Below are 14,776 nucleotides of genomic sequence, written 5' to 3'. Positions count from 1 at the left end.
ACCTCCGAAAGTTATTGTTGTCTTTTATTATACTTGATAAATCGAAATTTTTTTAAAAAAGTGTTGGACAAATACGAATAAATTTTGACAAAAGGTCTTAAAACAAACGCTCCAATACTTATTAATATATTAAAAATTTGTCGAATGGTAGCAATTATTAATCGTATGATGAACCACAAAGGTCTCCATGTTATATTCACCAAAACCCTTGCGATGAAACGTAAAAAAGTCTGAAAAAATGTTTGATACAAAAAAATTCCGGCTATTTGCGCTAGCGGGTCATAAGCCCGCCAAGCGCCATCTTTTAGCCAAAATAATAAATAGTATGTCAGGCCCCCAAGTAGAATCCAGGTAAGTAGTTCAAATACCATCATCCATCTTCGAAGGCTTGACCTTTTTGGAGTTGAAAAAACAATGAGCCTTACACTATCAATAATGAACCCAACTGCTATACCGCTCAAAACCATGACTAATAGTTGAACAAATTGTTCACTAACAATCATCCAAATAACTTATGAAGGAAACCTTTCGAGAAGCCACTTTCCTCCTCGTCATACTGCAAGGTTTTTACAGTTCCTTCAAGTGTCAATAACCCTTTGTCAACATCTAAATGAACGATATGCAGTTCTTCTCCACGGATTAACAAATGCCCTTGGGACGTCTTGATGAAAAACTCTTCCTGATCAAAGCGTTCAATTGATTTTACAGAAGTCATGTCCATTCTTTTACGATTACGAATCGTTAAAATATGTTCTCCAGATGGAATTGTGTAACGGTTACTTTCTTGATGTAGCGTCATTTTTTTCCTCCTTTAGTCGTCCTAGCTTCTGTTCACTTTATGCGGACAACCTTAAAAGCATGACAACTTTATTAAAGTTGCTACACTTTTATCTGAGGCATAATTGATTTAGTCCTCGTCATCAATAAATTCAGGCTCAATTTTTTCAAGACGCTCTTCCTTCAAAATCGTAAACATTTTTGCGGCATCTTCTTTTTTTACAGTATCACGTAATTCTTCTACACGTGCTGTCACAATCTTTTGTCCAAAACGAATGGCTAGCTCGTCACCTGCTTTAACAGCACTACTAGCCTTTGCGATCTTACCATTGATCGTAATACGACCTTGATCTGCCACTTCTTTTGCTAATGTACGACGTTTAATTAAACGTGATACCTTTAAAAATTTATCTAATCGCATATTTTTACTCCTTTTCCAGCTGCTTCGCTTCATTCCAGAAAGCATCTAATTGTTCTAATGTATAGTTAGAAAACGGCTTTCCGCTTTCCTTTACCTTTGCTTCCACATAACCAAAGCGTCTCGTAAACTTCTCATTGGCATGTAACATAGCCTCTTCTGGATTTAGCTTGTAGAAACGCGCTAAATTCACAAGTGTGAACAAGACATCTCCAAATTCATCAAGACGTGACGCACTTGTACCTTTCGTCACCTCATTACGAAATTCCTGCCACTCCTCCGCAAACTTGTCCCATGCGCCATCTACGTCAGGCCAATCAAACCCTACCTTTGCAGCTCTTTTTTGATAATTATATGCTGTTTGTAGAGCAGAGGACGCCCGGTATTCTTCTTCCAATAGCGGCTTATCACTTATACCCTTTTCTTCCGCTTTTATAACTTCCCAATTTGCTACAACACCCTCTGCATCCTCTACAGATACATCCCCAAATACATGCGGGTGTCGACGAATCATTTTTTCACTTATTGAAGCTAATACATCTTCCAATGTAAAGTAACCTTGATCTTCTCCGATTTGCGCATGAAGGAATACTTGCAATAGTACATCTCCAAGCTCCTCGATCATCGCAAAGTCATCCTCTGCATCGACCGCTGCTAAATATTCATGTGCTTCTTCTAGTAAATATTTTTTCAGTGATTCATGTGTTTGCTTTTGATCCCATGGACAGCCATTTGGACCTCGTAAAACAGCAATAATTCGACGGAAGGTTGTCCAGTCTCGTAAAGCCTCCTCTTGTGATTTCACAGGTGGCACATATACAGTTGTTAAATTGTCCACCTCAACGCTTTGGTCGAGCTCGTATAGCGGTACCGTCACTAATTTTTCCTGTGATGAGCCCGCTGCAGTAACAACCGTAACAGGGTACTCATCATCATATTTCTCCATTAACGTTAGCTTTACCTCTGATGCACTGAATGTATCATACACTTGAGCTATTAAGATATGTTGACGCATGTTAATGTCATGCATAGAAAAGCTAGTGCCATCTAGCAGTTGAAAACCCTCAATCGGGTCGATTTTTAACGCGCCAAATATTGGATCTAAAAAGCTTTGCCCGCCTTCAATGACTAATTTTACTTTGCCCGCATCCGCAGCAGCAATCAGCAATTGTACAGTCTGCTCCGCAACAAGCGGATGTCCTGGTACAGCGTACATTACATCTTCAATCGCTGTAGCAGCCACAAGCTTTTCTGCAATTTCTTCATACACAGGCTGGAATGAATTATGTTTTTCATAGATTGTGTCAAAGCTTTCAAATTGTAAGCCCTCAGCTGATAATTCTTCCAATACCGGATGATCCACTGTACGAACATATAATTTTCTAGCAGCTTTTAGTTTTTTATAGACACCCATTTGCAGCTGATTAAAATCACCCGCACCTAGACCAATAACTGTTAAAGTATTCAATAAATCCACCTACTTCTTCCGATTTAACCATAATTGATAAACTGCCATCTTGCGCCCAAACGGTAGTAAGTACCACTCTTTTTCGGCTAGCACTCGTAACTTAGTAATTATTGTGATCATTACAAATGCTCCTAAACTCACTGCCGTTAAACCTGCTACCACTGCAACTAATCGAGGTGATAAAAATTGGTTTAACAACGATGGTATAAACTGTAGCCAAACTAGTACTACAGCTGCCATGCTAAGCGATGCAAATCCAACTTTTTTATAAAAACTGGCTGGCGCTAATTGAATTGCAGTTATTTTCTTTAAATAGAAAACAAGCATGAGGGCAGTAAACAATAGACCCACATTGTTAGCAATAGCCGCACCTAATACACCAAATAAACTAATTGTCAGCACATTCAATATTATTTTTAATATAAAACCTACAATCAAAAATAAAGCAGGCTTTTTTAATTTACCGTAGCCTTGGAGAATAGCTGTAAATGTCAAAATAATCGACAAAGGCACAATTTGTAACACATATACCATAAGTACTTCCGACAGCACATCTGTTTTAAAGAGCATTGCATTAATATAAGGCATGACGAGTATTAAACCTAAAGAAGCTGCCCACCCAAATAATACAGACGCCCTATACGTTAATTGTATAAACGGAAGTGCACTACGGCCTCCTTGTCTTTTGGACATATGTGCGACAAGAGGTACAATAGCAAGTGAAAGTGAAGAAGCAATAACAACTCCGAGCTGCACCAATGGCTGCCCACGATCATAAACGCCTTTTGTTGCCTTAGCTACCTTCTGATCCATTCCACCCTCTACTAATAGTGAATAAATTGTAAAGGAATCAACTAGTTGATAGCCAAGTAACAATAAGCCACTCATGCTTACACTTAAACTTAGCAATGTAACTTCTTTAATAATAGGGGCACTTTCAATACGGCGCCGCTGTTTCTTATCGTTAAATAGACCGAAACGTTTTTTAACGATAAACGCAAGTAATATAAGGCCAACAATTTCACCAATAACTGTACCTATTATAGCCATTTGTCCAGCACTATATAGTGATTCTGTTGTCTTCATAATGATAAATGTACCTACTAAAATGACAGATACCCTCACAGCTTGTTCAAGGACTTGTGCGTAAGCAATTGGCTCCATAATACCTCTCGATTGGAAGCTGCCCTTTAAAATAGCAAGTGCGGGCATGACAAGTGCTATAAATGAACCCGTCCGGATTAAAGGAGCAAGCTGAGTATCGCCCATGAGCCGCGCAATTATTTCAGCTCCACCAAATAAACCAACAAAAAACAACAACGATAGTACTGTTAAATAACGAAAAACGATACGCATAATACCGCTTCGTTTCTGATTTCGCTCTAGCGGGTCTAAAATACAATCATTATCTGCAAGCATTTTAGAAATAGCTACTGCAAATCCACTAGATGTCCATACGACAAAAATAGATATAATTGGATACACTTGCTGATAAATATAAAATCCTTCATCACCAACAAGGTTTTGAAAAGGCACACGATAAATTGCACTAAGAACCTTCACAATAAGGGCAGCAATTGTAAGTAAGGCCGCACCCTTCATGTAGCTTTTCATGCCAAAACGTTCCGACATAAATTGCCCTCTTTCCTTCTTTAACAATGCCAATAGTATAGCATATCTCAAAAGTTTGACGCGCTTGACAGCACTACCATAAAACTATGTACGAAAAAAAAAGTTATTGTTCAGCCTAAAAAGGTCAGCGCAATAACTTTCAATTCACATCAACTATTCATTTGTTTAGCTAAAAAGTTAGCTGCTGTTTCTGCAACTTTCACTTCAACCTCACCGACAAAATGTACCTTAGATAAAACGATAATACAACCAATTGGATCACCATTTACCATAATAGGTGTTGCACAATAAGACTTCACTTGCTCATATTGTCCAGGAACAATCTCGATAGTTGTTTCCATTTTCTCTATTTTTGTTGAACGCTCTTCCATAAAAGTTTCCGCAAAGGATGTAATACGACGATTAATATACTCTTTCTTACCGATTCCCGCGACAGCAATTACTTCATCACGGTCGGTTACAAATGCTGGAGTACCTAACGTTTCATATAATGTTTCCACATATTCCCTTGCAAATTCCCCCAAATCATTGATTGGAGAATATTTCTTTAAAATGACTTCGCCTTCACGGTCTGTATAAATTTCTAACGGGTCACCCTCGCGAATACGTAGCGTCCTACGAATTTCTTTTGGAATAACCACACGCCCTAAATCATCAATACGACGAACAATTCCTGTTGCCTTCATTCATAATCCTCGCTTTCGCTACAATAAAAATTTTTTTCAACTTTAGTATGGTTTTTTATGAAGCAATCTATGCAAAAACTGAAGAAAAAGGATTTCACACCCAACAATATTTTTCAAAAAGGACTTAAAACCTTAGTAATCGTACTTTAAATACATTTAGCATGTAGAATTTTTAACTTCAATCAACTTATATTAGATTAACCACAAAAACAAATTTTTATAAATAATTTATAAAAAAATTTTAACAAGAAATAATAATAATCTAACTTTCATTATTACGTCAATGAGCCAAAAGGAATTTTATCATAAAGACGTTTTCGCAGAATATGATTCTTTTAACCTCCTACCTCCTACCGGCTAGCTCCACATGCTTATTTGCAAAATAGATACCTAAGAAGTTGCTCCATCTACAGTCCATTCAAAATTTCAATTACCATGCATCTTTTGGCATGTCATCCAAAGTTAATAATGGTAAAACGAAACTTCAGCAATGTTTCTGTACGAAAGCGAAGGACCAGCATCAGATATTTTTTGTACGTACGCGTAGTGCTAACGTTGCGTCTGCAACAGAAATTTTCTGTACATAAGTGTAGTGCTAACGTAGGTCTGCAAAATTTTTTTATTGCACGAAAGCGAAGCGACAGCAACAGATATTTTTCTGCGCTAGTGGTGTGCTAATATCGCGACTGTACAAGGGTTCTCCGTGCACGAGCGCAGCGCTAACGTTGCGTCTGCAACGAAGGTTTTCTGTGCGTAAGCGTAGTGCTAACGTAGCGTCTGCAACAAGGGTTTCTATGCGTCAGCGCAGTAGTAGCGCCAACATTCACTAAGATCCCCTTGACGATTTTGTTTTTCTATAATAAAAAGCTGACCATTATCCTAGTGAGATAAGATCAGCTTTTCATCTATTATTGTTTTTTTGCGTTAGCAATAATATGCATCATTTCTTCTAAAATATCAAAGGGTTGATATTTCCCACATTTTCGTTCATCAATCGTTAATTTCAATTGCATACCATCCATACCAAAACCGACAGCTCGTTCAAATTTCATGGATTCTTCAACAACTTTACTGCCATCAACTTGTACTGTTCCCTCTTCAGACAACAATATTGTAATAATTTTTTGTTTTTCTTTTACCGACAATACGCCGGCACCTAAGCCCCATACCTTCATACGCGCAATTCGCAGTAAGCGCTCTGTTTCAATCGGAAGATCTCCGAAGCGATCCTCTAATTCCTCCGTGATTTCGCCATAATCCTCCACTTGATCCATTGCTTTAATACGCTTATACATTTGAATTTTTTGATAGCCGTCAGGAATGTATACATCTGGAATATACGCATCAATACTTAATAAAATTTCAATGTCAGGCTTCTCTTCTTTTTTCACACCTGTTTGGCGCTCAGCAATCGCCTCTTGTAGCATTTGTGAATACAAGTCAAAACCGACAGAATCAATAAAGCCATGTTGCTGTGCTCCAAGCAGATTCCCAGCACCGCGAATAGATAAGTCACGCATAGCAATTTTGAATCCTGAACCTAACTCTGTAAATTCTTTAATCGCCTGTAATCGTTGCTCAGCTACATCTGTAAGAACTTTATCGCGTTGATACATAAAGTAAGCATATGCTACCCTATTAGAACGCCCAACACGCCCACGCAATTGATAAAGCTGCGCTAAGCCCATTCGATCAGCGTCGTGAACAATCAATGTATTAACGTTCGGTATATCTACGCCGGTCTCAATAATGGTTGTTGTTACAAGCACATCATAGGCACCTTCTAAAAAGGCTAATATGACAGATTCTAATTCTGACTCCGTCATTTTTCCATGCGCATGCCCGATACGTGCTTCGGGGACAAGCGTTTGAATTTCATCAACCTTACGAGCCATGTCCTCTACACGATTGTATAAGTAGAATACTTGCCCACCACGCGCCATCTCTCTCTCAATAGCTTCCCGCACTAATGCACCGCTATGCTCCATTACATAAGTTTGTACAGGGAAACGATTTGCTGGTGGCGTTTCAATTACCGATAAATCACGAACACCTACCATCGACATATGAAGTGTTCTTGGAATCGGAGTTGCCGTTAGCGTTAATACATCTACATTCGTCTTTAGTTGTTTAATTTTTTCCTTATGCGTTACACCAAAACGTTGCTCCTCATCAACAATCAGCAGTCCAAGGTCTTGGAATAATAAATCTTTAGATAATATTCGATGCGTTCCAACGACAATATCGACTTGCCCTTCTTTTAAGCCCTTTAACGTCGCTGTTTGCTCTTTTTTCGAGCGGAAACGAGACAAGAGTCCTACATTGATAGCAAAGTCTTGGAATCTCTCACGAATCGTTTCGTAATGCTGCTGCGCTAAAATCGTCGTCGGCACAAGGAAAGCTACTTGCTTACCGTCTTGAATCGCTTTGAATGCAGCACGAATCGCTACCTCAGTTTTACCATATCCTACGTCTCCACATACGAGGCGATCCATAGGACGTTCACGTTCCATATCGCGTTTTACTTCGATAATTGAACGTAACTGATCCTCTGTTTCCTCATAAGCGAACGAAGCCTCAAAACTGCGTTGATCGTCGTTATCAATCGCAAATGCATGACCCCTCTCGGCTTCACGTTTCGCATACAGCTTAATTAAATCGTCAGCAATATCTTGCACAGCAGAGGATACCTTAGCTTTGGCTTTTTTCCACTCTGCTCCACCTAATTTATGTAGCTTTGGTTCACGGTCTTCAGATGCTACATATTTTTGGATTAAATCTATTTGCTCTACTGGAACATACAACTTATCATCAGCGCGGTATCGAATGTGTAGGTAATCTTTATGTGCGCCATTTACCTCTAGTGTTTCTAAACCAATATATTTCCCAATACCGTGGTGTACATGCACAACATAGTCGCCAGCTTTAATTTCTGTATAGCTTTTAATACGTTCTGCGTTCGTCATTTTTTGAGGACGTGCTTTTTTCTTCGCCTGTTGTTTAAATAGCTCATCCTCTGTAACTACCACCAAGCGTTGTAATGGTAATTCAAAACCACTAGATAGCGAGCCATCCACAATATAAATACCCGCTTCTGTCGGATGACCAATTGTCGTATGAATATCATACTCCTCAAGCATTTGCTGTACACGTTTAACACGCTCTTTATCTCTCGCCACAATTAGTACTGTAAATTTACCGAGTAGCCAGCGTTCAACCTCGCTTTGCAATAATGACATTTGACCATGAAATTGCTGCATTGGCTTGCAAGAAAAGTTCGTCGTCTTATTAAAGGATACACCTGCAAAAGTTCGCGAAAATAATGAGAAATATAGTTTTTGCTGAGACAGCATTGCTAGAATCTCTTTTAAAGAGAATGCTGGCTTTACATCATGCACCATTTTCCCTTCTTCAATTAGTGATAAAAACCACTCATCCTCTTCACGCTCCCAGGCATCCATAACCTCCTGAATGCGCCCGAGCTCATCAAACAGCACAACGCCATCGTGTACAAAATAATCTCCTAAATAGGCTGTTTTCTCATACAATAACGAACCATATTTATTTACATAGTCCGGTAAATTCCCTTGCTGTAACAATTCAATATCATATTGAATATGCTGATACAGTAATTCCTTCGTCTCCTGCTTTTTGACTTTCTTTAAGCTTGTCGCCAATGCAACTTCTAAACGACCTGCCAACGCCTTTCTTTCTTCCTTTGTCAAAATAACTTCTGACGCAGGAAGGATACGAACCTTCTGCAATTTATCAATGGATCGTTGATCGTCCGCAGAAAATGTTCGAATCGAATCCACTTCCGTATCAAATAATTCTATACGAATCGGTGACTCTAAATACGGAGGATAAATATCTAATATGCCACCACGTAACGCAAATTCTCCAGGTGTTGTCACCATCGAATTACGTACGTACCCCATCTCTACTAACGTTTGGAGCCATTCATCAATCTGAATATCCTCACCTACTGCTATTTGTAAAAAATACTGTAGCCAATGCTCTTTAGGCTGCATCATTTTACGTAAGCCCGCAACCGGTATTACATAAACAGCTTTCTCACCTCTAGCAAGACGATCAAGTGTTGCGATACGCTCAGCACGTAGCTCTGGGGAAGCAACAGACAAATCGGCAGCAATAAACTCATCGGCAGGATAATAATGGACATGCTCCTCACCTAAAAGTCCCGCCAGCTCGTCAGCCATTTTCTGAGCCTGCAATAGATTAGGAGATATAATATAAATTGGTTTTTTTACATATTCAAATAAAGCATCGACCATTACCGGGCGCGCGCTTCCAGTTAATCCTGTAATAAGCTGTGTTGCAGACTGACCGCTCTGAATCTCCCGTAAAAATGATGTGATATGTTTGTCCTGCATCACAAGCTGTCGTAAAACTTCCAATGTCAAAAGCTCCTTTCAACGCATACTTCTCTTCACCATTACTAGTAATCTAGTACTATAATACGCATTTTTATTGTTTATTTTATCAATTATGCCTTGGCATAATTTCATCCGGAATAGGCTTTATACTTAGGCCTGCAGGTGTTTATTGTGCGAAAGCGCAGCGACAGCAACACGGTTTTATCTGTGCGAAAGCGCAGCGACAGCAACAACAACATGAGGGCCGACATGATGTTAGTAAATTCATCTAACAACCTACAAAGGTGACAGACTACTGTAACTGCCGCTTTGCTCTCTTTACCAAAAATATTTGTAGCTGACGTTTCGCTTTCGCTACAAAAGACATCTGCCGAAAAAATTAAACGGAAAAAGCTTTGGACGCACGTAGTGTGCGCCAAAGCATCCTTCCAATTATTGAATCCATTTATTGAGTGCGTGATAATCTGGATATTGTTTCAGCGAATCCTCACATTGCTCACAAATGCAGTGCACTGTCGTTTGTCCATGTTGATCTTTCTCAACATAATCATCCGCTTCACCCAATTCGAAAATATGTAGTTTTCGAATTGTATCATCTGCATCAAATGGTAGCGTCCCTATTTCTACTTCACAATGCCGACATCGATATCGAACTGACATCTCCAAATCATCCTCCTTTAAGCAACTTTCTACTTAAAGTATAGACATTTTGAAAAAAGATTATGCACTTCCAATTTTACCTTAGCGGTCATTTAGAAATAGAGAATAGTTTTGCATTGTATTTAATACTATATATTTAGTTAGCTGTTGTCGCAGGAAAAAACATGAGGGCAGACACGATGTTGGTCATTTCAGTAATGCCACAGGACGTGGCGTTCTTAGCCTGAGTTCCTCTATTTCAGCGGGTGTTTGGACATCTATAGCTGACGCTTTGCTTTCGTTACATAAAACACTTGCTGAAAGAAGTTAAATCGTCATCCTAAACAACTGTGTAATATCCATGATTGTTATCCGTTAAAGCGATTCATCACATCAAGAAATGGATTTGAAAGAGATGCTTCTACAGCATTTACACACTTTTCAATAGCTTCGCCAACGACAGCCTGATCTTCTTTTGAAAATTTTGATAACACGTAATCTGCTACCTTCATGCCAGCTGGTGGGCGATTAACCCCAACTCGTATGCGATTAAATTCTTGTGTGCCTAAATGCTGAATTAATGATTTAATACCATTATGCCCACCTGCACTACCTTTTTGACGCAGGCGCAATTTACCTGTTTCTAAATCTAAATCGTCATAAATAACAATTAAATCTTCCACATCAATATCAAAATAGTTCATTAGGGGACCAACACATTCCCCTGATAAATTCATATATGTTAAAGGTTTAACAAGTAGAACCTTTCCTTCAGGACGATGTACCGTTGCATACATACCATTAAACTTTGAATTTGTTAAAGGTGCACCCCATTTTTCAGCTAATGCATCAATAACATCGAAGCCAATATTATGTCTTGTATGCTCATAAGGTTTACCTGGATTTCCTAAACCAACGATAATTTTCATAAGTACCCCTCTTCTTTCAAATCTAATAGTCATTATTTTACCATATCATGCACTCAGAAAGCAGTTTGTACAATTTTTGAAAGTAAAAGTTCAATAACGACTTGATATTATTTAAAATCATGACTTCAACCATACATATCGCGAAATGGTTAGGGCTTAAAAAGGAAGCATACACACGAATAACGTCGCCAATGCCCTTACTAAATAAAATACAAAAGGCTACTGAAGAAGCTTAGCTTCCTCAGTAGCCTTTCCTTAACAAATATTTTTACTCTTGTACTTGTTCACTATCTACTGCCGATTCTTCAACGACTGCTGGAGCCATAATTGATACCAATGTATGACCATTTTCACTGATAATATCAAAATCAATCGTATCTCGAATATCTGCTACTGTAATTGTTTCACCAATTTTAAGTTCAGTAATATCAACTTCAATAGCTTCTGGTATATCTGCTGGTTTTACATTAATTTTCACATCTAAGTTAGGCTGCATTAATATGCCACCTACACTAACTCCAACTGACTCTCCAACAAGTTTAATAGGCACTTCAGCTTCTATTGCTTCGGACATATCAATTGCTAAAAAGTCGATATGATTTACTTCATCTCTCATAGAGCATTGTTGGATTTCTGATAAAACAACATTCACTTTTTTACCATCTAACTCCATCGAAAACACACCGTTTTGCCCATTCTTTTGAATGGATTTTCTGAATTCTTTCGCTGAAATAGAAATTGGGGTCGAATCTAATTTATAGCCGTAAATAACTGCAGGACTGGCTCCCCCTTTTCTAAGTTGGGTTAATGTCGAACGGTGCCCAGCTTCGCGCTTTTTAACACTTAATACTGTACTCATATCTATACTTCCCCTTCCAAGAAAAATTATTTACGCCTTATTATAAATGTCACTACTTTCAATGACATTTGTTAAGGCTATACTAATATTTACTACCATTTTAGCTTATCACCATAACGTGGGGTTGATTTCCGTTCCAGCCGGGCTTTCCTGGGGGCGTCCGATAAGCCGCTTTTGTTGTTGTTGCTGTCGCTTCGCTTTCGCACAGAAGACATCTGCTTCGCTCCAGGGTCTCGGGCCAACACGATGTTGTTCACGAAGGTGTTATCACAGGATGTGATGCTTTTAGCCTTCGTTCCTCTATTGCTGATCCCCGAGGAGTCGCCCAGTCGTAACGAAGATCAACTTATTCATATAACTTACGTTTTAACAAAATATATCCCAACCTTAGGCGATAAACTATTTTTCATAGAGTAGTGTAAATATTATTAAGTCACAATCACCATATACCCTTTTACAAGAAAATTCAAACAAAAGAAACCTAGAAAAAGGACAAATCTACTTGCAAACGTAGATTTGTCCTTAATAAGCCACATATTGGGATGTGTTTATTTATTTATATTAATCAAATAGAGTACTTACAGATTTATTTTCATAGACACGAGAGATCGCATCTGCCATCAATTTAGCTACTGAAAGCTCAGTAATTTTTGGAGATTTTTTCTCTTCTGGAAGCTGGATTGTATTTGTTACAACTAATTCTTTTATCGAAGAGTTTTCGATACGCTCGATTGCAGGGCCTGATAGTACTGGGTGAGAGCAACAAGCATAAACTTCTTTCGCGCCAGCAGCACGTAATGCATCCGCGCCGATTGTAATTGTACCTGCAGTGTCAATAATATCATCAATCAAGATTGCCACTTTACCATCAACATTACCAACAATGTTCATTACTTCTGCAACGTTTGGTTTTGGACGGCGTTTGTCAATAATTGCAATAGGTGCTTTTAAACGTTCTGCCATTTTACGAGCACGTGTTACACCACCATGGTCTGGTGAAACAACAACGATTTCATCTTCTGAAATACCTTTTGATTTGAAGTAATCAGATAGTAAAGGCACTGCCATCAAGTGGTCGATTAAAATATCGAAGAAACCTTGGATTTGCGGTGCATGTAAATCTAAAACGATAACACGTGTTGCACCAGCTGTTTCAAGTAAGTTTGCTACTAATTTAGCTGTAATTGGCTCGCGTGCTTTTGCTTTACGGTCCTGACGTGCATAACCATAGTAAGGCATTACAACGTTTACTGTACGAGCAGATGCGCGTTTTACAGCATCTACCATAATTAAAAGCTCCATTAAATGTTCGTTTACAGGTGCAGAAGTAGACTGCACGATAAACACATCACAACCACGAATACTTTCTTCAATGCTAATTTGAACTTCTCCATCGCTGAAGTGCTTAACAGAAGATTTACCTAATTCAACACCCATTTCTTGCGCAATTTCTTGAGCAAGTGGATTGTTAGAGTTAAGTGAAAATATTTTTAATTGTGAGTTTGCATAATGATACGGCATGATGGCCTCCTGTTTAGTTGATAATTATTTTGAATTTAATTTGCTTACATAATTCGGTTTGTTTTCTTGTCTTGCACGAGCAATTGCAAGTGCATCCTCAGGAACTTCTTTTGTAATTGTAGATCCTGCTGCAATAAATGAACCTTTTCCAACTTTCACTGGCGCTACTAAGTTAGTATTACATCCTACAAATACATCATCTTCAATAATTGTTTGGAACTTGTTTTTCCCATCATAGTTTACTGTAATGGAACCACAGCCAATATTGACCTTGCTTCCTATTTCAGCATCGCCAATATAGCTTAAGTGGGATACTTTCGTGTCATTGCCTAGTTTACTTTTCTTCACTTCTACAAAGTTACCAATTTTCACATGGCTGCCTATATCCGAAAGTGGTCGAATATTTGCAAACGGTCCTATAGCTGTGTCTTCTGCTACAGCGCTTTCACGTACAACAGAAGAATGTACAGTTGTTCGGTCACCGATACGGCTATCAATGATTTGTGTGTTTGGTCCGATTATACAATCTTCACCAATAACAGTTGTACCTTCAATCATAGAACCTGGTTGGATGACAGTATCACGACCAATCATTGCCTCAGCGCTGATGTATGTTGCATCTGGATTAATAATTGTGACACCGTTACGCATATGCTTTTCATTAATTCTTGTACGCATTAGCGTCTCTGCTTGAGACAGAGCAACACGATCATTTACACCAAGTGTTTCTTCGAAATCTCCAGTTACATATGCTTCAACGACTTCACCTTGTTTTTGTAAAATTTCAATGACATCAGGTAAATAATATTCACCCTGTGCATTGTCGTTTTTCACAAGTTTTAATGTCTCAAATAAGGCCTTATTATCGAAGCAATATGTGCCCGTATTAATCTCTTTCACTAATTGCTGCTCTGCTGAAGCGTCCTTTTGCTCAACAATTTGCTCCACTTGTCCATTGTCGCCACGTAAAATACGACCGTAGCCTGTTGGATTTTCAGCAATGGCTGTTAAAATTGTTGCCTTGGCATTCTTTGCTTGATGATGCTCGAACAAAGCTTGCATCGTTTCAGGGCGGATAAGTGGTGTATCACCACAAACAACTAATGTTGTCCCTTCTTCGCTACTTAAAATTGTCTCTGCCTGTTGTACAGCATGAGCTGTCCCTAACTGTTCAGCCTGTAAAACATACTCGCTTCTATCGCCAAGCTGTTGTTTCACCATTTCTGCACCGTGTCCTACAACCGTTACAATGCGCTTCACATCTAACGTTTGAATGTGATCCACCACATGTTGCACCATTGGCTTCCCACATACCGGATGTAGCACTTTATATAATTTGGACTTCATACGTGTACCTTGACCTGCAGCCAAAATGACAGCAAAAATGTTGCTCATCTGTAAGTCCTCCAATACGCTCATTTTCTCTTATGACTATATAGCAAAATCCATC

At 38.8% G+C, this 14,776-nt stretch carries 12 protein-coding genes; all 12 read right to left on the bottom strand.

Annotated elements, in window-relative coordinates; translation table 11 throughout:
• Nucleotides 1-11 precede the first annotated feature (11 nt).
• The 12 genes from yabQ to glmU all read right to left on the bottom strand — a co-directional run bounded on the left by yabQ (nucleotide 12) and on the right by glmU (nucleotide 14,721).
• Nucleotides 12-503, bottom strand: a complete 492-nt coding sequence (yabQ, locus tag ACQKMI_RS24100; RefSeq protein WP_427493007.1) for a spore cortex biosynthesis protein YabQ — start codon at nucleotides 501-503, stop codon at nucleotides 12-14.
• Complete coding sequence (gene yabP / locus ACQKMI_RS24095; RefSeq protein WP_004229167.1) at nucleotides 500-799, bottom strand: sporulation protein YabP; 300 nt, start codon at nucleotides 797-799, stop codon at nucleotides 500-502. Before yabP ends, yabQ begins: the two co-directional genes overlap by 4 nt.
• 108 nt (nucleotides 800-907) lie before the next feature.
• The gene (locus ACQKMI_RS24090; RefSeq protein WP_049667371.1) at nucleotides 908-1,198 is read right to left on the bottom strand and encodes an RNA-binding S4 domain-containing protein; all 291 of its coding nucleotides are present in this window, start codon (nucleotides 1,196-1,198) and stop codon (nucleotides 908-910) included.
• Nucleotides 1,199-1,202: 4 nt separating this feature from the next.
• Nucleotides 1,203-2,663, bottom strand: coding sequence for a nucleoside triphosphate pyrophosphohydrolase (gene mazG / locus ACQKMI_RS24085; protein WP_427493005.1), 1,461 nt, complete (start codon nucleotides 2,661-2,663; stop codon nucleotides 1,203-1,205).
• 9 nt (nucleotides 2,664-2,672) lie between these two features.
• Complete coding sequence (locus tag ACQKMI_RS24080; RefSeq protein WP_427493003.1) at nucleotides 2,673-4,295, bottom strand: putative polysaccharide biosynthesis protein; 1,623 nt, start codon at nucleotides 4,293-4,295, stop codon at nucleotides 2,673-2,675.
• A 149-nt stretch (nucleotides 4,296-4,444) separates the two neighbouring features.
• The gene (gene spoVT / locus ACQKMI_RS24075) at nucleotides 4,445-4,981 is read right to left on the bottom strand and encodes a stage V sporulation protein T (RefSeq protein WP_079563690.1); all 537 of its coding nucleotides are present in this window, start codon (nucleotides 4,979-4,981) and stop codon (nucleotides 4,445-4,447) included.
• A gap of 908 nt (nucleotides 4,982-5,889) precedes the next feature.
• The gene (gene mfd, locus ACQKMI_RS24070) at nucleotides 5,890-9,399 is read right to left on the bottom strand and encodes a transcription-repair coupling factor (RefSeq protein ID WP_427493001.1); all 3,510 of its coding nucleotides are present in this window, start codon (nucleotides 9,397-9,399) and stop codon (nucleotides 5,890-5,892) included.
• Between the two features lie 411 nt (nucleotides 9,400-9,810).
• The gene (locus tag ACQKMI_RS24065) at nucleotides 9,811-10,038 is read right to left on the bottom strand and encodes an anti-sigma-F factor Fin (RefSeq protein WP_004229176.1); all 228 of its coding nucleotides are present in this window, start codon (nucleotides 10,036-10,038) and stop codon (nucleotides 9,811-9,813) included.
• 347 nt (nucleotides 10,039-10,385) lie between these two features.
• On the bottom strand, nucleotides 10,386-10,946 hold the full coding sequence (pth, locus tag ACQKMI_RS24060) for an aminoacyl-tRNA hydrolase (RefSeq protein ID WP_349661794.1): 561 nt from the start codon (nucleotides 10,944-10,946) through the stop codon (nucleotides 10,386-10,388).
• A gap of 268 nt (nucleotides 10,947-11,214) precedes the next feature.
• The gene (locus tag ACQKMI_RS24055) at nucleotides 11,215-11,805 is read right to left on the bottom strand and encodes a 50S ribosomal protein L25/general stress protein Ctc (RefSeq protein WP_427492999.1); all 591 of its coding nucleotides are present in this window, start codon (nucleotides 11,803-11,805) and stop codon (nucleotides 11,215-11,217) included.
• A 561-nt stretch (nucleotides 11,806-12,366) separates the two neighbouring features.
• Complete coding sequence (locus ACQKMI_RS24050) at nucleotides 12,367-13,326, bottom strand: ribose-phosphate diphosphokinase (protein WP_427492997.1); 960 nt, start codon at nucleotides 13,324-13,326, stop codon at nucleotides 12,367-12,369.
• Nucleotides 13,327-13,350: 24 nt separating this feature from the next.
• Complete coding sequence (glmU, locus tag ACQKMI_RS24045; RefSeq protein ID WP_427492996.1) at nucleotides 13,351-14,721, bottom strand: bifunctional UDP-N-acetylglucosamine diphosphorylase/glucosamine-1-phosphate N-acetyltransferase GlmU; 1,371 nt, start codon at nucleotides 14,719-14,721, stop codon at nucleotides 13,351-13,353.
• Between the last annotated feature and the right edge of the window lie 55 nt (nucleotides 14,722-14,776).

The sequence above is a fragment of the Lysinibacillus sp. NPDC097214 genome, assembly GCF_050277945.1.
Classification (GTDB): domain Bacteria; phylum Bacillota; class Bacilli; order Bacillales_A; family Planococcaceae; genus Lysinibacillus; species Lysinibacillus xylanilyticus_B.
The sequence above is the reverse complement of the archived record's forward strand: the minus strand, read 5'-3'. Positions and strand labels throughout refer to the sequence as shown.